Source organism: Kluyvera ascorbata (assembly GCF_023195735.1).
GTDB lineage: Bacteria > Pseudomonadota > Gammaproteobacteria > Enterobacterales > Enterobacteriaceae > Kluyvera > Kluyvera ascorbata.
Map to the genome: position 1 here is coordinate 3,733,007 of NZ_CP096201.1, position 17,515 is coordinate 3,750,521.

General features: G+C 52.9%; 16 protein-coding genes. 9 read left to right on the top strand and 7 right to left on the bottom strand.

Annotated elements, in window-relative coordinates:
- The first annotated feature begins 4 nt into the window (after window positions 1–4).
- Together MY052_RS17960 and ybaK are read left to right on the top strand one after the other, a co-directional pair.
- Window positions 5–799, top strand: a complete 795-nt coding sequence (locus tag MY052_RS17960) for a TraB/GumN family protein (protein WP_123650044.1) — start codon at window positions 5–7, stop codon at window positions 797–799.
- 201 nt (window positions 800–1,000) lie between these two features.
- Window positions 1,001–1,480 (top strand): Cys-tRNA(Pro)/Cys-tRNA(Cys) deacylase YbaK, encoded by a 480-nt coding sequence (gene ybaK, locus MY052_RS17965; protein ID WP_202216298.1) that lies wholly within the window; start codon window positions 1,001–1,003, stop codon window positions 1,478–1,480.
- A 100-nt stretch (window positions 1,481–1,580) separates the two neighbouring features.
- Here ybaK and ushA read toward each other — a convergent pair whose 3' ends face one another.
- Window positions 1,581–3,233, bottom strand: coding sequence for a bifunctional UDP-sugar hydrolase/5'-nucleotidase UshA (ushA, locus tag MY052_RS17970; RefSeq protein ID WP_202216299.1), 1,653 nt, complete (start codon window positions 3,231–3,233; stop codon window positions 1,581–1,583).
- Between the two features lie 173 nt (window positions 3,234–3,406).
- On the opposite strand from ushA, the gene MY052_RS17975 reads away from it, so the two are divergent.
- Window positions 3,407–4,627: an MFS transporter gene (locus MY052_RS17975; RefSeq protein ID WP_035891826.1), complete on the top strand. Its 1,221-nt coding sequence runs from the start codon at window positions 3,407–3,409 to the stop codon at window positions 4,625–4,627.
- Window positions 4,628–4,883: 256 nt separating this feature from the next.
- On the top strand, window positions 4,884–6,560 hold the full coding sequence (ybaL, locus tag MY052_RS17980; protein WP_035891827.1) for a YbaL family putative K(+) efflux transporter: 1,677 nt from the start codon (window positions 4,884–4,886) through the stop codon (window positions 6,558–6,560).
- Between the two features lie 121 nt (window positions 6,561–6,681).
- Here the strand turns inward: ybaL and MY052_RS17985 are convergent, their stop codons facing one another.
- From MY052_RS17985 to adk, 3 genes are all read right to left on the bottom strand, one after another.
- Window positions 6,682–7,986 carry an inosine/guanosine kinase gene (locus MY052_RS17985; protein ID WP_248537565.1) on the bottom strand — a complete coding sequence of 435 codons (1,305 nt, stop codon included), beginning with the start codon at window positions 7,984–7,986 and terminating at the stop codon, window positions 6,682–6,684.
- A 64-nt stretch (window positions 7,987–8,050) separates the two neighbouring features.
- Window positions 8,051–9,013 (bottom strand): ferrochelatase, encoded by a 963-nt coding sequence (gene hemH, locus MY052_RS17990; RefSeq protein ID WP_248537566.1) that lies wholly within the window; start codon window positions 9,011–9,013, stop codon window positions 8,051–8,053.
- 187 nt (window positions 9,014–9,200) lie between these two features.
- Window positions 9,201–9,845, bottom strand: a complete 645-nt coding sequence (gene adk, locus MY052_RS17995) for an adenylate kinase (protein ID WP_035891831.1) — start codon at window positions 9,843–9,845, stop codon at window positions 9,201–9,203.
- Window positions 9,846–10,420: 575 nt separating this feature from the next.
- Here adk and MY052_RS18000 point away from each other — a divergent pair.
- The 5 genes from MY052_RS18000 to MY052_RS18020 all read left to right on the top strand — a co-directional run bounded on the left by MY052_RS18000 (window position 10,421) and on the right by MY052_RS18020 (window position 14,521).
- The gene (locus tag MY052_RS18000; RefSeq protein ID WP_248537567.1) at window positions 10,421–11,683 is read left to right on the top strand and encodes a PTS ascorbate transporter subunit IIC; all 1,263 of its coding nucleotides are present in this window, start codon (window positions 10,421–10,423) and stop codon (window positions 11,681–11,683) included.
- Window positions 11,684–11,706: 23 nt separating this feature from the next.
- Window positions 11,707–12,387 carry a D-allulose 6-phosphate 3-epimerase gene (alsE, locus tag MY052_RS18005; protein WP_035891834.1) on the top strand — a complete coding sequence of 227 codons (681 nt, stop codon included), beginning with the start codon at window positions 11,707–11,709 and terminating at the stop codon, window positions 12,385–12,387.
- A gap of 137 nt (window positions 12,388–12,524) precedes the next feature.
- Window positions 12,525–12,989 (top strand): PTS sugar transporter subunit IIA, encoded by a 465-nt coding sequence (locus MY052_RS18010; protein WP_035891881.1) that lies wholly within the window; start codon window positions 12,525–12,527, stop codon window positions 12,987–12,989.
- Window positions 12,990–13,059: 70 nt separating this feature from the next.
- Window positions 13,060–13,371: a PTS fructose transporter subunit IIB gene (locus tag MY052_RS18015; RefSeq protein WP_035891836.1), complete on the top strand. Its 312-nt coding sequence runs from the start codon at window positions 13,060–13,062 to the stop codon at window positions 13,369–13,371.
- A gap of 43 nt (window positions 13,372–13,414) precedes the next feature.
- Window positions 13,415–14,521 (top strand): PTS fructose transporter subunit IIC, encoded by a 1,107-nt coding sequence (locus tag MY052_RS18020; protein WP_115074568.1) that lies wholly within the window; start codon window positions 13,415–13,417, stop codon window positions 14,519–14,521.
- A gap of 64 nt (window positions 14,522–14,585) precedes the next feature.
- Here MY052_RS18020 and htpG read toward each other — a convergent pair whose 3' ends face one another.
- From htpG to MY052_RS18035, 3 genes are all read right to left on the bottom strand, one after another.
- Window positions 14,586–16,460, bottom strand: a complete 1,875-nt coding sequence (gene htpG, locus MY052_RS18025) for a molecular chaperone HtpG (RefSeq protein ID WP_035891840.1) — start codon at window positions 16,458–16,460, stop codon at window positions 14,586–14,588.
- 107 nt (window positions 16,461–16,567) lie between these two features.
- The gene (gene recR, locus MY052_RS18030; protein ID WP_035891842.1) at window positions 16,568–17,173 is read right to left on the bottom strand and encodes a recombination mediator RecR; all 606 of its coding nucleotides are present in this window, start codon (window positions 17,171–17,173) and stop codon (window positions 16,568–16,570) included.
- The gene (locus tag MY052_RS18035; protein WP_035891844.1) at window positions 17,173–17,505 is read right to left on the bottom strand and encodes a YbaB/EbfC family nucleoid-associated protein; all 333 of its coding nucleotides are present in this window, start codon (window positions 17,503–17,505) and stop codon (window positions 17,173–17,175) included. Before MY052_RS18035 ends, recR begins: the two co-directional genes overlap by 1 nt.
- Between the last annotated feature and the right edge of the window lie 10 nt (window positions 17,506–17,515).

Consider the following 17,515-nt stretch of genomic DNA (forward strand, 5'->3'; position numbering starts at 1 on the left):
GCGGATGAGCCTGTTAAATCAACTACAACGTCTGTGGCACACGCTGCGCGGTTCCCCATACAGTTGGCCCGCGCTGGACGTCATACTCCCCGGCGGTCGCTATCTGCATTTGGTGGGCAGCATTCACATGGGAACGCGCGACATGGCGCCGCTTCCCGCTAAGCTGCTGAAAAAACTTCGTCAGGCCGATGCGTTAATCGTTGAAGCGGATATCTCCGGTAACGAGACCCCTTTCAGCGATTTACCGGAATACCCACCGCTTCGCGAACGACTCAGCGAAGCGCAGTTCAGCCAGTTGGAAAAACTCAGCGACGAACTGGGAATGCCGCTGTATCGCTTTGATACCCAGCCGCTTTGGCAGGTTGCCATGGTGCTGCAGGCCACCCAGGCACAAAAGCTGGGGCTGCGCCCGGATTACGGTATTGATTATCAGCTCCTGCAGGCGGCGCGCGAAACGTCGCTGCCGGTGCAGGAACTGGAGGGAGCAGATAGCCAGATAGCCCTGCTCTGTCACCTTCCCGACGGGGGAATGGCGTTACTCGACGATACGCTGACCCACTGGCACACCAACGCCCGGCTGCTGCAGGTGATGATCGGATGGTGGTTAGAGCAGCCACCGTCTAACGGCACGGCGTCGCTGCCCAATACCTTTAGCCAGTCGCTGTATGATGTGTTGATGGTAAAACGCAATGAAGCCTGGCGTGACGCGCTGCTGGCGCTGCCGCCAGGGCGTTATGTGGTGGCCGTGGGGGCGCTCCATTTGTATGGGGAAGGCAACCTGCCGCAGATGCTGAGATAAAAAAATGGCCAATATCTCTATTGGCCCGTCAAAGAGGAATTTCATCATTATTATTATCCCGGAGTTCGCACTCCGGATCTCTCGATTGTCGCTCAAAGTTGCCGCAACTGCCAATACCTATTGCGCAAGATTATACTATTTTTTAGTCCGTTTTAGGGCGTATGCTGAGTGCATATCACGTCTGCAGTAAGAAGGAACGTTATGACTCCCGCAGTTAAGCTACTCGAAAAGAACAAGATCCCGTTCAGCATCCACACCTACGATCACGATCCAAATGAAACTAATTTTGGCGATGAAGTGGTGCGTAAACTGGGGCTGAATGCCGACCAGGTATATAAAACGCTGCTGGTTGCGATGAACGGCGATATGAAACAGCTGGCGGTCGCGGTGACACCGGTCGCCGGGCAGCTGGATTTGAAAAAGGTCGCGAAGGCGCTAGGGGCAAAAAAAGTCGACATGGCCGATCCGATGGTCGCCCAGCGCGTGACCGGCTATCTGGTGGGTGGTATAAGCCCGTTGGGGCAGAAGAAGCGTCTGCCAACGGTGATTGATGCGCCGTCACAGGAATTTGCCTCTATTTATGTTTCCGGTGGCAAACGCGGGCTGGATATTGAACTGGCTGCGGGCGATTTAGCGAAAATTCTTAGCGCGACGTTTGCGGATATTGCGCGCCGGGATTGATAGGTGCAGGTTGTCCCCTCACGCTAACCCTCTCCCCAAAGGGGAGAGGGAATAGAACGTAGCCCGGCCAAGCGAAGCGTCGCCGGGAACGGCTCAAACCTTACTGCCAGCTCACTTCCCCTTTCGGTTCGTAAGCATTCACATCCAACGGTGAGTTCTGCTCGATATACTGTTTGAGCACCTCAGCATCGATAAACCCGGTATTCACATATCCCGGTTTGCTATCAATTTTCGGATACCCATCCCCGCCGGTGGCGTTAAAGCTCAGGGTCGCCATGCGGTAGGTTTTCGCAGGGTCAACCGGCTCACCTTTGATTTTCAGGTCCTGAAGCTGCCCGTCTTTTGCCACAAAACTCACGTTAGCAAACTGCGGGTAAGCCCCGGAGTCCGGCTTCATCTGCGCCACGGCGGTCAGGTACTCGGTCACCTCTTTACCGCTCATGTCAGCGTACACCACCACGTTGCCAAACGGCTGCACCTTTAGCACGCTCTTGTAGGTGATATTGCCCGCTTCAATGGAATCACGAATGCCGCCGCCGCTCATTACGCCAAAGTCAGCGCCAGTGCGCGCCATTTGCGCAGCAAGAATCAGGCGTCCCATATTGGTTTGCACAAAGCGAACTTTGCTGCGGTCGCCTTCCAGATGCCCGTTCACGCTGCCCACTTTCACCTCTAACTGTGCTTTACCTTTGCTCTGGAACGGCGTCAACAGCGAGAGCATCTGCGGGTTTTCCGGGATTTGTGGCGTGTAAAGTACGCGCTCACTCTGGCCGTTATCGTAGGTCACCTTTTTCTTCAGGTTCACAGGGATCAGCTGATAGTGCACCAGCTTCAGCTCGCCGTTGCGGAACTCAAAGTCAGCGCGGCCAACATATTTACCCCACTCATGTGCCTGCACAATCCAGATGCCGTTTTGTTTGTCTGGCGCACACGGGGTACCCGGTACGTAGTCGACCTGCTTTTTATTCTCCGACGCCATGCAAACCGGGTCCTGTGAGTGACCACCCACAATCATCGCCAGCGCGCCCGCAGGCAGGCTGCGCGCCATTTCGACATCACCCGGCGCGTTGGAACCGTGCTCGCCATTGTCGTAATGCCCCATATGGGTCGCCGCCAGAATCAGGTCCGGCTTCTCTTTTTGCTGGAGTTCCTGAATCACCAGTTTCGCTTCTTCCGCCGGTTTGCGGAATTCGATATCGGTGAAATATTCCGGGTTGCCAATTTTAGCGGTGTCATCGGTGGTTAGACCAATAACGGCAATTTTGAGATCCTGACGTTTGAAAATCGCCCAGGGTTTAAACAGGCGCTCGCCGGTGCTTTTCTGATAAATGTTGGCGGAGAGGAACGGGAATTTTGCCCATTTTTCCTGCTGGCGCAGCACGCTCATCGGGTTATCAAATTCGTGGTTTCCCACGGCCATCGCGTCATAGCCCACGAGGTTCATGCCGCGGAAATCAGGCTCGGCATCCTGAAGGTCAGACTCCGGCACCCCGGTGTTAATGTCGCCGCCGGAGAGCAGCAGTACGCTACCGCCTTCTGCCGCCACCTCTTTACGAATACCGTCCACCAGCGTTTTTTGCGCCGCCAGACCATATTCACCATATTCACTACGCCAGAAGTGACCGTGATGATCGTTAGTATGCAGGATGGTGATTTTGTAGGTTTTATCCTGCTGATAGGCCTGCGAAGGTAAGCTGACCAAAGACAGTGCTGCCAGCATCGCCAGCGCCACGCCCCGTTTAACAAATTGCATGTTTCTCTCCCTGAGTGAATAACAACCGCGAAATTACAATGCTCTGAAATATTAGTCTAATTTGTTTTCAGAAATGAGACTTCCTTCAAACGTCGTAGGCAGGTATCTTAGTCTGATAATTATTATTAAAGCGTTTTCCCCCAACATCGCACTACAAATTACAAGTGGAATCTATGGCAATTTCTGAAACCAGCCCTACGCGGCCTGGCCCATCTGCGTCTTCGCAAAAGGGTCGTACTTCATTTGGTATTCTGGGAGCGATCAGCCTCTCCCATCTGCTCAACGATATGATTCAGTCGTTGATCCTGGCGATTTATCCGCTGTTGCAGGCGGAGTTTTCGCTAAGCTTCGTGCAGATTGGGATGATAACCCTGACCTTCCAGCTTACCTCATCACTGTTCCAGCCGGTCATCGGTTACATTACCGATAAACGCTCGATGCCGTGGTCACTGCCGGTGGGTATGTGCTTTACCCTCAGCGGCCTGGTACTGCTGGCGCTCGCGGGTAGCTTTGGCACCGTACTGCTGGCCGCCGCACTCGTCGGTACCGGCTCGTCGGTATTCCACCCGGAGTCTTCCCGCGTGGCCCGCATGGCCTCCGGCGGACGCCACGGGCTGGCGCAGTCCATCTTCCAGGTGGGCGGCAACTTCGGTAGCTCGCTGGGGCCATTGCTGGCGGCGGTGATCATCGCCCCATACGGCAAAGGTAACGTGGCCTGGTTCGTACTGGCTGCGCTGCTGGCGATTGTCGTGCTGGCGCAGGTTAGCCGCTGGTATGCTGCTCAGCATCGTTTAGCGAAAGGCAAACCGAAAGCGGTTATCGTCAACCCGCTGCCGAAAAACAAAGTTGTGCTCGCCGTTTTCATCCTACTGATGCTGATTTTCTCGAAATACTTCTATATGGCGAGTATTAGCAGCTACTACACCTTTTATCTGATGCAAAAATTCGGATTATCGGTACAAAATGCCCAGATTCACCTCTTTGCCTTCCTGTTTGCGGTTGCCGCGGGGACCGTAATTGGCGGGCCTGTGGGCGATAAGATTGGGCGTAAATATGTTATTTGGGGCTCTATCCTCGGCGTTGCACCGTTCACTCTCCTTTTACCCTACGCAACGCTCTGGTGGACGGGTATTCTGACGGTGATCATTGGATTTATCCTCGCGTCGGCGTTTTCCGCCATTCTGGTGTACGCACAAGAGCTGTTACCGGGGCGTATCGGTATGGTTTCTGGGCTGTTCTTCGGTTTCGCCTTTGGGATGGGTGGCCTTGGTGCCGCGGTTCTCGGGCTGATTGCGGACCACACCAGTATCGACCTGGTTTATAAAATATGTGCTTTCCTGCCGCTTATTGGGATGTTGACCATATTCCTACCTGATAACCGCCAGAAACACTGATTTTCAGGCAGCCAAACCTTTATTTTGGCTGCCACCTTCCTCCCCGCAAGCACACGTCCTCTCTGACTTTACGTATTCCATTTTCTCTTTTGTGCCATCTACTCCTAAAAAATCAATTTTTTAGTTAAATTCAAGAATTATTCACAAACAAAATGACCGAAATTGTCATAAACTATTACGAGGTTTTTTGGTTTTCAGGCTGTTTCGGCATTCTGCGCCAAAAATGGGACCACGCATCACGACGAAAGGAGACGGAATGCATCACGCCACACCGCTAATCACCACCATTGTTGGTGGCCTTGTGCTCGCTTTTTTCCTTGGCATGATTGCCAATAAGTTAAGAATCTCTCCACTGGTAGGATATTTGTTAGCGGGCGTACTGGCCGGACCGTTTACTCCAGGATTTGTCGCTGATACCAAACTGGCCCCTGAACTGGCGGAATTAGGCGTTATTTTGCTGATGTTTGGCGTGGGTCTCCATTTCTCGCTCAAGGATCTGATGGCGGTAAAGTCGATAGCCATCCCCGGGGCGATTGCGCAGATAGCCGTCGCGACGTTGCTCGGCATGCTGCTCTCCACCTTCTTAGGCTGGTCAATCATGACCGGTATCGTCTTTGGTCTATGTCTCTCTACCGCCAGTACCGTGGTGCTGCTGCGCGCGTTGGAGGAACGACAGCTTATCGATAGTCAGCGCGGGCAAATCGCCATTGGCTGGCTAATTGTTGAAGATCTGGTGATGGTGCTGACGCTGGTCCTGCTGCCAGCCGTCGCCGGGATGATGGAAAAAGAGAATATCGGGTTTGCCTCACTGGCTGTCGATATGGCAATCACCATCGGCAAAGTAGTGGCGTTTATCGCCATTATGATGCTGGTTGGCCGCCGTCTGGTGCCGTGGATCCTTTCCCGCAGCGCCGCCACCGGCTCTCGTGAACTGTTTACCCTCTCGGTACTGGCGCTGGCGCTGGGGATTGCCTTCGGCGCGGTTGAGCTGTTCGATGTCTCCTTCGCCCTGGGCGCGTTCTTCGCCGGGATGGTGCTGAACGAGTCTGAGCTGAGCCATCGTGCTGCCCACGATACGCTGCCGCTGCGCGATGCGTTCGCGGTGCTGTTCTTTGTCTCCGTCGGGATGCTGTTTGACCCGCTGATCCTCATTGAACAGCCGCTGGCCGTGCTGGCGACGCTTGCCATCATTATCTTCGGTAAATCGCTGGCGGCCTTCGGCCTGGTGCGCCTGTTTGGCCACTCGCAGCGCACGGCGCTGACCATCGCCACCAGCCTGGCGCAGATTGGTGAATTCGCCTTTATCCTTGCCGGTCTTGGCATGGCGCTGGGGCTGCTGCCGCAATCCGGGCAGAACCTGGTGCTCGCTGGCGCTATCCTCTCCATTATGCTCAACCCGGTGCTGTTCTCAGTGCTCGAAAAATACCTCGAGAGAACAGAAACCCTTGAGGAACAGACGCTGGAAGAGGCGCTGGAAGACGAGAAGCAAATCCCGGTGGATATCTGTAACCACGCGCTGCTGGTCGGCTACGGCCGCGTTGGCAGCCTGCTGGGCGAGAAGCTGATGGCGCAGGGCATTCCACTGGTGGTGATTGAAACATCGCGTACCCGCGTCGACGAACTGCGCGAACGCGGCATTCGTGCGGTGCTGGGCAATGCGGCCAATGAAGAGATTATGAACCTGGCGCATCTGGACTGCGCGCGCTGGCTGCTGCTGACCATTCCAAACGGCTACGAAGCCGGAGAAATTGTCGCCAGCGCCCGTGAGAAATGCCCGGACCTTGAGATTATCGCCCGCGCGCACTACGACGATGAAGTGGCGTATATCAGCGAGCGTGGAGCCAATGAAGTGGTGATGGGCGAGCGTGAAATTGCTAAAACGATGCTGGGGTTGTTGAGCGACCCGCCGTTGAGTGAGGCGGTTAGCGGATAATACTCGTCGCTCTATCGTAGGCCGGATAAGGCGAAGCCACCATCCGGCAATGTGCGCCGATATTGCCTGATGGCGCTACGCTTATCAGGCCTACACGTTTGCGTAGGCCTGAATAATAATCTTACCGTTCCCAGTACGCCTCTTCGAGGCTATCTTCTTTCTCCGGCAGGCCGCGCGTCAGGCGCGGTGAGTGCTGGTTCAGTACCTGATAGCTTACCCGGTTTGCATACTTACACACCTGCGCCAGCGACGAGTAGGTCAGCCAGTTATGCTGGTGCTTGCTGGAGTTTGGCACGTTCGAACGATGATACGCATTCGCCGTAATGTCGTGCAGCAGCGCGGCCAGCGCGCCATCGCCCGCGCCGTTGGTGTTCATGATCTTCTCAGGGCCGCCCATAAACGGCGCGATGTGCGAGTAAATGCGCAGCGGCTCCTGACAATCTTTAAAGCGCACCGCGCGGCTGAATTCGTACTGGTTAAATTCGGCAATCGCCCCCGGCAACAGCGGGTGCTGCGTTTTGCGTTTAGCTTCATTTTCGGTAAAGCCAGCCATATACAGCCCGGTTGGTCCGGCGGTACACAGCACCAGATCCACCCAATCCAGCGCTTTATCAGACGCCTGAAGCGGATCGCCTAAGCCAGTCAGCGCTTCCGCCTCTTCTTCGTTCATCGCCAGAATCGACACGTGCTCTTTGATAAAGCTCTGCCACCACTCCGGACTCTCGGCGATTACGAATTTCGTTCCCAGCGTCAGCACCACCGGCACGTCATATTTCTTCGCATAGGCGATAGCCTGCATGGTCGCCTCAGGCATCGGTTCGCCCGGCTTACAGCGCACCAGATACGATGTCAGCACCAGCGCAGAAGCACCGGCAATCACCGATTCAGGCACGCTTTCCGCGCGCAGCTTGTTCATATGGCCCGGGCTGATGGCGAAGGTACGTTCGCCGGAATCGCTGATAAGGGTAAAGCAGCGGCCAATGGGGCCATCGACACCTTGCAGGTAGTTGAGGTCGGTACGGCTTGAGGTGTTGCACAGGTAGCGATAGGCGTAGCCACCGATTTCGATGTTGCTGCACATCACGCCCAGCAGCACCGAGCGGTCATCCGCAAGTACCGAGTAGTTGTGCATAGTATTGCCGATGGTGCCACCGGCAAACTGATGGGTGATCAGGTTTTCGCGTACCAGCTCCTGATACAATGCTTCCGCCACATCATCTTCAATCACCAGCGAATGCCCGGCGCTCAGGCCATAGCGCGCAATAAACGCATCATCGACTTTGGCCTCAATATCAACCAGCGTCTGGTCGATACCGACAACCCAGGAGGCACTGGTTTCACTTTCAGGTTGAATCTGTTTCAGCAGCGGATCGCGAGCGTCCACCGGAAAATAGTGTTTGGATTTGCGTTTACCGGGAAATTTCATGGTGATTTCTGGAATGGCTGTTAACAGGCGGGGAATAGTAGCACACTCCTCCGCCTGCTTGCGATCAGGTATACCGCGCGGTCAGATTCACCATCATGGAGATATGCGCCTCGTCGTCATTCAACGCCGGAATGTATTCATACTGCTGCCCACCGGCTTCGATGAACACCTCACGGTTCTGCACCGCAATTTCTTCCAGCGTTTCCAGACAGTCGGCAGAGAAGCCCGGGCACATCACCTGAATGTGCTTCACGCCCTTCTCCCCGAGCATTTTCAGCGTCTCATCGGTGTAAGGCGTCAGCCACGGTTCGCGGCCAAAGCGCGACTGGAAGGTCATCATCACCTTATCCGGTGAGATGCCAAGCGCGGAGACCAGCTCGCGGGTGGTATCGCGACAGCGCTGAGGGTAGTCGTCACCTTCATTGGCGAAACGTTGCGGAATACCATGATAGGAGAGCAGCAGCACGTCCGGTTCGCCGTGACGGGCAAACGACGCGCGGGCGCTGGCGGCCAGCGCTTGAATATAGCCATGATCGGTAGCGTAGTCGCGAATAAACGAAACGCTCGGGATTGCCCGTTTGGTTGCCAGAATTCGCGCCAGTTCGTCCCACACCGCCGCCACCGTCGAGCAAGAATATTGCGGATACAGCGGCAGCACGATGAGATGGTCAACGCCTTGCGCCAGCAGTTCATCGACACCGCTTTGCAGCGACGGCGTACCGTAGCTCATCCCCAGTACTACCGGGATATCAGGCAGACGGGCGGCAAGCGCGCGCTGCTGGCGGCGGCTATACACCATCAACGGTGAGCCCTCTTCCATCCATACGGATTGATAGAGTTTGGCGACCCGCGGCGCACGAATCGGCAGAATGACGCCGCGCAACAGCGGCCACCACAGCAGACGAGGCGTATCGACGACGCGCGTATCGCTTAAAAACTGGGTCAGATAGCGTTTAATCGCTTCAGGCGTTGGAGCATCGGGGGTGCCGAGGTTTACCAGCAGAATACCAGGTTTACTATGATGCATTACCGCCTCTTATCGATTCAAATTGTTGATAATTGTAGCGGAAAAGTGAGGAAGAAAAACTAATTGCTGCGAGAGGTAGAGGGAGAATTTACCTGATGGCGCTGCGCTTATCCGGCCTACGGTATAATGTAGGCCAGACAAGGCGTTCACGCCGCCATCCGGCACGCTCGGTGCCGGAAGGACGAGATTAACCGAGGATCTTCGCCAGTTCAGCGCGTACGTCAGCTACGGCTTTGGTGCCGTCAACTTTGGCGTACTTGGTGTTACCCGCCTGCGCTTCTTTGGAGTAGTAACCGATCAGTGGAGCGGTCATCTGATGATATTCTACCAGGCGCTTACGCACGGTTTCTTCCTGATCGTCTTTACGGGTGGTCAGATCTTCGCCGGTCACGTCATCTTTGCCTTCAACCTTAGGTGGGTTGAATTTGATGTGGTAAACACGGCCAGATGCCGCGTGTACGCGACGACCAATGATACGGTCAACGATCAGTTCGTCAGGAACGTCAAATTCCAGAACGTAGTCAACGTTGATGCCCGCTTCTTTCATGGCGTCTGCCTGCGGGATAGTGCGTGGGAAGCCATCCAGCAGGAAGCCGTTACGGCAGTCTTCCTGAGAGATACGCTCTTTAACCAGCGCGATAACCAGTTCATCAGTGACCAGTTTGCCTGCGTCCATGATGTCTTTAGCCTGTTTGCCCAGCTCGCTGCCGGACTTTACAGCCGCGCGCAGCATATCACCGGTGGAAATTTGCGGAATGCCATATTTCTCCATGATGAACTGTGCCTGAGTTCCTTTACCCGCGCCCGGTGCGCCAAGCAGAATGATACGCATTGCGAAAATCCCCTTAAAGGTTGTCGATATTTTTTAAAAAGCGCTAAAAGATACCACCAGAACGGCACTGGCTCAAGGAAGGTGGGGCGGCTGAAACGGTTAATGGTCAGATATTTTACGCACGGTGCGATTTGATGCCCTCTCCCCTGCTCTTCTCAACCAGGGCAGTCCAAACGTCTTCTCGTATTGATTCCCCCTGGCCCTTCGTAGGTATCCGCCTGTTGCGGATTAGTTAGCGGTAACTCAATTTTTAACATTTTTATTTGTTAGCGCTAACTCTGCGAGATCGATCACAGTTGTATTTTATTTGGCTGTTTATAGTTCACCCTATTGAAGCCTCAGGAGAACACATGCATAGAAACAGATTAACAGCGATGAAATAAATATTATCGATTCAATGAAAAAACCGGGGATATGCTGCTCTTTTTTGCAGAGTCTTTCTGGTGAAAATCATATTAAACAAATATTCAGCCGCCATTAATAATGTACGGTTAAGTAATTTACTGGGCAACGATAAACCAAATAAAAGTCAGAAATAAAACCAATCAACTCTTATATGATTCGTGGAGTTTATTATGCTTCAGTTTATTATTTACGATGTACTAGGAACACCGGCAATTCTGGTCGGGTTATTTTCGCTGGCCGGCCTATTATTGCAAAAAAAATCGATATCAGACGTTATTTCTGGCACACTCAAAACAATAATGGGTTTTGTTATTTTAACGGCTGGCGCTGGTATTGTCGCCTATACGTTAACTATCTTTAGCCAGCTATTTGAGCATTCGTTTCATATCCAGGGCGTCGTGCCGAATACCGATGCTATGGCAGCCCTGGCGCAGAAAATTTATGGTACAGCAACGGCCATGATTATGGTTTTAGGGATGCTTTTCAATATCGTCCTTGCTCGTTTCACGCCATTAAAATACATCTTTCTGACGGGGCATCACACCCTCTACATGGCCGCCATGCTGGCCGTTATTTTATCCGTAGGCGGGTTATCAGGATTCTGGGTTGTCGCTATCGGCGCGCTCATTCTGGGGGCGATGATGGTCATTTCCCCGGCCATTTTGCAACCGTTCACCCGCAAAATTACGCACACTGACGATCTTGCCCTGGGGCATTTTGGCTCCACCGGTTATTTAGTTTCTGCACTGGTTGGCAAAGTGGTCGGCAAGGGAAGCCCTTCCATTGAAGAAATTAAGGTACCTCAGTCTCTGAACTTTCTTCGTGACTCCTCGGTATCCATCTCGCTCATCATGATGATTCTTTTCCTGGTGTTAGTGAGCGTGGCGGGTAAACCCTTTGTCGAGACGACGCTGAGCTCGGGCCAAAACTACATTATCTTTGCCATTATTCAGTCCCTCACCTTTGCTGCTGGCGTTTATATCATCCTGGCAGGCGTACGCATGGTCATTGCAGAGATAGTCCCAGCGTTTAAGGGGATTGCGGACAAATTAGTGAAAGACGCAAAACCAGCGCTCGACTGCCCAACCGTCTTCCCGTTTGCACCTAATGCCGTCATCGTCGGGTTCCTCTCAAGCTTTGTTGCCGGGCTGCTCAGTATGTTCCTCTGCCCACTGTTCGGTTTGAGCGTTATCGTGCCGGGGCTGGCACCGCACTTCTTCTGCGGGGCAACGGCTGGGGTTTACGGCAACATTACCGGTGGGCGTCGCGGCGCCGTTATCGGGGCGTTTGCCCATGGTCTGCTGATTTCATTCCTCCCTGCCATTCTTTTGCCAATGATGGGTGATATGGGGTTGGACGCCACCACGTTTGGCGACGCGGACTTCGGCGTAGTAGGCATTATTCTGGGCCACATCATGGCCATTTTTAACTAACTATTTTGTATCGGAGGTGGTTTATGGGCGCTAAATTTTCACCCTCATTGATGTGTATGGATTTGACGCTGTTCAAAGAGCAAATCACGGCAATGAACAGCAAGGCGGATTTTTATCATGTTGATATTATGGATGGAAACTACGTCCGCAATATCACGCTCTCGCCTTTTTTCATTGAGAACCTGAAAAAAATCACCACGGTTCCTATCGACGTTCATCTGATGGTGAATCATCCAGAGGATATCATTCCCATGTGCCTCGATGCCGGAGCCGACATTATTAGCTTCCATCCTGAAACGGCGAATAACAAAATTTTCCGTCTGCTTAACCAGATCAAGGATGCGGGTAAAAGATGCGGCGTGGTCCTTAACCCGGCAACACCGGCGGAGAGCATTGCAGAATATGCGCATTTACTGGATAAAGTGACCGTCATGTCGGTTGACCCCGGTTATGCAGGCCAAAAATTTATACCGGAGTCGCTTAACAAAATAAAAAAACTCATCAACATGCGTGAAAAGCACGGTTACCACTACCTGACCGAAATTGATGGTTCATGTAATGAGAAAACGTTTGGGCAAATTGCTGAATCTGGTGTCGACGTGTTTATCGTTGGTACATCGGGCCTATTTTCTTTACACGCGGATGTCAGCCAGGCATGGGATAAGATGATCGATATTTTCTATCGGGAAACGGTTACCGCATAACGCTTTAATTATAGATATAAGCGTTATTTCAATTTCTCAAATGCAGATTATTTAAATCTAATAACAGAGCGATTACGCCATAACTGAGGAGTGTACTCTGTTATTCAAATTTCATGCTCTGATAACGAAGGTAAATGATGGACATCTCAACTGTACTCAATGTTAAAAACATCAAATTAAATATGACGGCGAAAACCAAAGAAGAAGCCGTTGAAGAATTAACGGATTTATTGGTTCAAGATGGTGCCATTACTCATAAAGATGATTTTCTTCGCGACGTCTGGCTTCGTGAGGCACAGGGCTCCACTGGCTTTGAAAACCATATTGCGATCCCACATGGCAAGTCTTCGGGCGTAGCCCATACCGCCCTGGCCATTGGCCGCACCCAGCACGGGATCCCTTGGGAAACCATGGATGACAGCGACGTGCGCTGCGTGATTTTATTCGCGGTGACCCTGGTGGATCAAAATGCCACCCATATCCGCTTACTCTCTCAAGTTTCGGGTTCACTGGCGGATGAAGATATCGTCGCACAATTGCTGAAGGTTAACGATCCTCAAAAAGTCATCGATATTTTCAATGCTGAAGGCATTGACGCTTAATTTAACGTTAGTCATTACCCTTGCCGTTTACGGCAAATTTGTTGCGATTAAAACACTATGGAGAAGAACCATGAATATTGTTGGGGTTACTGCCTGCACCGTCGGTATTGCACATACTTATATTGCTCAGAAGAAAATTGAAATCGCCGCTAAAAAAGCGGGGCACAATGTCAAAATTGAAACGCAGGGTACGATTGGTATCGAAAACGCATTAACCGATGCTGAGATTGCGCAGGCCGATATTGTTCTGTTAGCCGCCGATGTGAAAGTGTCGGGAGAAGAACGCTTTGCCGGCAAAAGAGTCGTTAAAGTCGCCACAGAAACGGCAGTGAAATCGCCAAACAAACTTATCGAAAAGCTCAGTGAAATAGTGAATTCATAACATTTCATCTTTGCTCATCCCATATCAATAAAGGGTGTGATTTATGAATATCAAAGAAATCTGGAAAGCAGCGAACCCGAAAGGCCACCTGCTTACCGCAATCTCGTACCTGATCCCTATTGTCTGTGGTGCTGGCTTTATTATTGCTATCGGTATGGCGCTTGGCGGTACGGTTCAGGATACGCTAGTCCCAGGACATTTTGATTTATGGCAGGTCCTGGCGACGCTCGGTGCGAAAGCTCTTGGACTGTTGCCTGTCGTTATTGCTATCGGTATTTCCGGCTCAATCGCTGGCAAACCCGGTATTGCACCTGGTTTTGTCGTCGGTCTGGCGGCGAATGCGATTAGCGCGGGCTTCATCGGCGGTATGATTGGCGGCTACATTTCGGGATATATTGCGCTCGCCATCATTAAAAACGTCAAGGTTCCAGCCTGGGCTCGTGGTTTAATGCCGACATTAATCGTTCCCTTTTTCGCATCCATTATCAGCTGCCTGATCATGGTGTATATCATCGGCACGCCTATTGGTATTTTCACCGATGCATTAACATCTTTCCTTAGAAGTATGGGGACGTCATCTAACTTAATTTTAGGTGCGGTTATTGGGGCGTTATGTATTGTGGATTTCGGTGGACCGCTCAATAAAACGTGCTTCGCCTTCGTTTTGACGCTTCAGGCACAGGGAATCAATGAACCCATTACGGCGCTTCAGTTAGTCAATACCGCAACGCCAATCGGCTTTGGTCTTGCTTATTTCATTGCCAAACTACTACGTAAAAATATCTATAATGACGAAGAGATCGAAACCTTAAAATCAGCGGTGCCGATGGGCGTCGTGAATATTGTAGAAGGTTCTATCCCTATCGTCATGAACGATATTGTTCGCGGCATTGCTGCTGCTGCAATCGGCGGGGCCTGCGGTGGCGCAGTCACTATGGTATATGGCGCTGATGCAACGGTACCGTTCGGTGGGGTATTGATGATTCCAACCATGTCACATCCGATGGCGGGCGTGATGGCGTTGCTCGTCAATATACTGGTGACGGGGACGATTTATGCTGCGATTAAGAAAGATGTCCCTCGCGAGGTTATTGCAAATAACGATTGCGAAGAAGAGGATATCGATTTGGATGATATTAAAATAAGTTAACTCTAGCGGTAATAGCCCCGCCCGCAGCTTGGGATAACCTCAACTACGGGCGGGTGCATCAGACTTATGACACCAGCAGCTGGTTCATGCGGCGGATAAACTGGTTAGGATCTTCCAGCGTACCGCGCTCTGCAAACAGCGCCTGGTCAAGCAGCAGCTCAACCCACTCTTTAAACTGCCCTTCATCCTGGGTATCCGCAGTGCGTTTCACCAGCACGTGATCAGGGTTCAGTTCAAAGATGTATTTCACTTCCGGCGCGGCCTGGCCCGCAGCAGCGAACAGTTTCGCCATCTGGGTGCTCATTTCATCCGCATCAGTCGTCACGATGGCCGGAGTGTCGGTCAGACGGTGAGTCAGACGCACTTCTTTCACGCGGTCGCCCAGCAGGGTTTTTACGCGTTCAATGAATGGCGTCAGCGCTTTTTCCGCTTCTTTCGCGCTCTCGTCCACTTCATCCGCCAGCTTGTCGATAGACTCGTCGGCTTTGGCAACGGACTGGAATGGCTTACCGTCGAATTCGGTCAGGTAATTCATCATCCACTCATCGATGCGATCGGAAAGCAGCAGCACTTCGATGCCTTTCTTACGCAGCAGCTCGAGGTGCGGGCTGCTCTTCGCCGCAGCATAGCTGTCGGCGGTGATGTAGTAGATCTTCTCCTGCCCTTCCTTCATGCGGGACACGTAGTCGGCCAGCGACACGGTCTGCTCAGAAGAGTCGGTATGAGTCGAAGCAAAGCGCAGCAGCTTGGCAATCGCTTCCTGGTTGCCGTTGTCTTCTGCCGGGCCTTCTTTCAGCACCAGACCGAACTGTTTCCAGAAGGTCTGATATTTCTCAGCATCGTCTTTCGCCAGCTTATCCAGCATCTGCAGCACGCGCTTGGTCAGGGCGTTACGCAGGTTACGGGTGACGGTGCTGTCCTGCAGAATTTCACGGGAGACGTTCAGCGGCAGATCGTTGGAATCTATCAGGCCGCGCACAAAGCGCAGATAGTTCGGCATGAACTGCTCGGCGTCGTCCATGATGAAGACGCGCTGCACGTACAGCTTCAGGCCATGCTTATGATCACGGTTCCACATATCCCACGGCGCCTGCGACGGGATGTACAGCAGGCTGGTGTACTCCTGCTTACCTTCCACGCGGTTGTGGCTCCAGGTCAGCGGGTCGGTAAAGTCGTGGGCGATATGCTTGTAGAACTCTTTGTATTCGTCGTCGTTCAGCTCGGCTTTGTTACGCGTCCACAGCGCCTGCGCCTTGTTGATCTTCTCCCAGGAAACCACGGTCTCGCCGTCTTTCTCTTCCTGTTTTTCGATCTCTACCGGCAGCGCGATATGGTCGGAATATTTGCTGATAACGGAACGCACGCGCCAGTCGTCGAGGAACTCGCTTTCGTCTTCACGCAGATGCAGGGTAATTTCGGTACCGCGGTCTTCTTTGGTGATGTCCGCTACGGTGTATTCACCTTCACCGGCAGACTCCCAGAACACGCCGTTTTCCGGCTTGTCACCCGCCGCACGGGTACGCACGGTGACTTTATCCGCGACGATAAACGCCGAGTAGAAACCGACGCCGAACTGGCCGATAAGCTGGCTGTCTTTCGCCTGGTCAGAGCCCATGGACTCGAGGAAAGCTTTGGTGCCGGATTTTGCGATAGTCCCCAGATGGTCAATCACTTCGTCGCGGTTCATGCCCACGCCGTTATCGGCAATGGTCAACGTACGCTTATCTTTATCGAAGGAGACGCGCACGCGCAGTTCACCGTCCCCCTCATACAGATCCGGGTTAGACAGCGCGCGGAAACGCAGCTTGTCGGCGGCATCTGAAGCGTTAGAGATAAGCTCACGCAGGAAGATTTCTTTATTGGAATACAGAGAATGGATCATCAGATGCAGAAGCTGTTTAACTTCTGACTGGAAGCCACGGGTTTCTTGTCCTTTCATTGCAAAATACCTCAATGCTGATTACAAGGTAAAAAAAGCGATGAGAGGAAAATGGGGATGGGTGTAGCGGATTTCAAGCGAGAGCAGAAAATCCTGCTCTCGATTGATTAAAAACGAATCTTATGGCGACCGGCCAGCGAGTGCGACAGCGTGGTGCCGTCGACCATTTCCAGCTCACCGCCTACCGGCACACCGTGGGCGATGCGGCTGGCTTCAACGCCATACTGCGCGCAAAGCTCGGCGATATAGTTGGCCGTGGCTTCCCCTTCCACCGTTGGGTTGGTGGCGAGAATAATTTCCGTGAGCTGCTCCGTTTCCAGACGCTGCTCAAGGCGGTCAAGTCCGATATCGTCCGGGCCGATGCCGTCTAACGGTGACAGGTGACCCATCAGCACGAAGTAGCGGCCGGAGAACTGTCCGGTCTGCTCAATGGCGTAGATGTCCGCAGGACTCTCCACCACGCAGATTTGACCGTTTTCCTGGCGACGCGGGTTCGAGCAGATGTTGCACACCTCCTGCTCGGTGAAGGTGCGGCAATCGGCACAGTGGCCGATTTCCGACATCGCGCGGGTTAAGGCCTGCGCCAGACGCATCCCGCCGCTGCGGTCGCGCTGCAGCAGGGTAAACGCCATGCGCTGCGCCGACTTCGGGCCAACGCCCGGCAGACAGCGCAACGCTTCCATCAGCTGAGTTAACAGCGGACTGGTTTGCATCAGAACGGCATCTTGAAGCCTGGTGGCAGCTGCATACCGGAGGATACAGAGGCCATTTTTTCTTTCTGGGTTTCATCAATACGGCGCGCCGCATCGTTGAACGCCGCAGCAACCAGATCTTCCAGCATCTCTTTGTCGTCTTCCAGCAGGCTTGGGTCGATTTCAACGCGACGGCAGTTGTGCGCGCCGTTGATGGTCACTTTGACCAGACCTGCGCCAGATTCGCCGGTTACTTCCAACTGGGCGATTTCTTCCTGCATTTTCTGCATTTTGTCTTGCATCTGCTGGGCCTGTTTCATCAGGTTACCCAGACCGCCTTTACCACCAAACATAGGCTTCTCT

Bases quoted from the DNA above. Each gene is read 5' to 3' on its own strand.
- MY052_RS17960 (WP_123650044.1), top strand. From the start codon at position 5: ATGAGCCTGTTAAATCAACTACAACGTCTGTGGCACACGCTGCGCGGT.
- ybaK (WP_202216298.1), top strand. From the start codon at position 1,001: ATGACTCCCGCAGTTAAGCTACTCGAAAAGAACAAGATCCCGTTCAGC.
- ushA (WP_202216299.1), bottom strand. From the start codon at position 3,233: ATGCAATTTGTTAAACGGGGCGTGGCGCTGGCGATGCTGGCAGCACTG.
- MY052_RS17975 (WP_035891826.1), top strand. From the start codon at position 3,407: ATGGCAATTTCTGAAACCAGCCCTACGCGGCCTGGCCCATCTGCGTCT.
- ybaL (WP_035891827.1), top strand. From the start codon at position 4,884: ATGCATCACGCCACACCGCTAATCACCACCATTGTTGGTGGCCTTGTG.
- MY052_RS17985 (WP_248537565.1), bottom strand. From the start codon at position 7,986: ATGAAATTTCCCGGTAAACGCAAATCCAAACACTATTTTCCGGTGGAC.
- hemH (WP_248537566.1), bottom strand. From the start codon at position 9,013: ATGCATCATAGTAAACCTGGTATTCTGCTGGTAAACCTCGGCACCCCC.
- adk (WP_035891831.1), bottom strand. From the start codon at position 9,845: ATGCGTATCATTCTGCTTGGCGCACCGGGCGCGGGTAAAGGAACTCAG.
- MY052_RS18000 (WP_248537567.1), top strand. From the start codon at position 10,421: ATGCTTCAGTTTATTATTTACGATGTACTAGGAACACCGGCAATTCTG.
- alsE (WP_035891834.1), top strand. From the start codon at position 11,707: ATGGGCGCTAAATTTTCACCCTCATTGATGTGTATGGATTTGACGCTG.
- MY052_RS18010 (WP_035891881.1), top strand. From the start codon at position 12,525: ATGGACATCTCAACTGTACTCAATGTTAAAAACATCAAATTAAATATG.
- MY052_RS18015 (WP_035891836.1), top strand. From the start codon at position 13,060: ATGAATATTGTTGGGGTTACTGCCTGCACCGTCGGTATTGCACATACT.
- MY052_RS18020 (WP_115074568.1), top strand. From the start codon at position 13,415: ATGAATATCAAAGAAATCTGGAAAGCAGCGAACCCGAAAGGCCACCTG.
- htpG (WP_035891840.1), bottom strand. From the start codon at position 16,460: ATGAAAGGACAAGAAACCCGTGGCTTCCAGTCAGAAGTTAAACAGCTT.
- recR (WP_035891842.1), bottom strand. From the start codon at position 17,173: ATGCAAACCAGTCCGCTGTTAACTCAGCTGATGGAAGCGTTGCGCTGT.
- MY052_RS18035 (WP_035891844.1), bottom strand. From the start codon at position 17,505: ATGTTTGGTGGTAAAGGCGGTCTGGGTAACCTGATGAAACAGGCCCAG.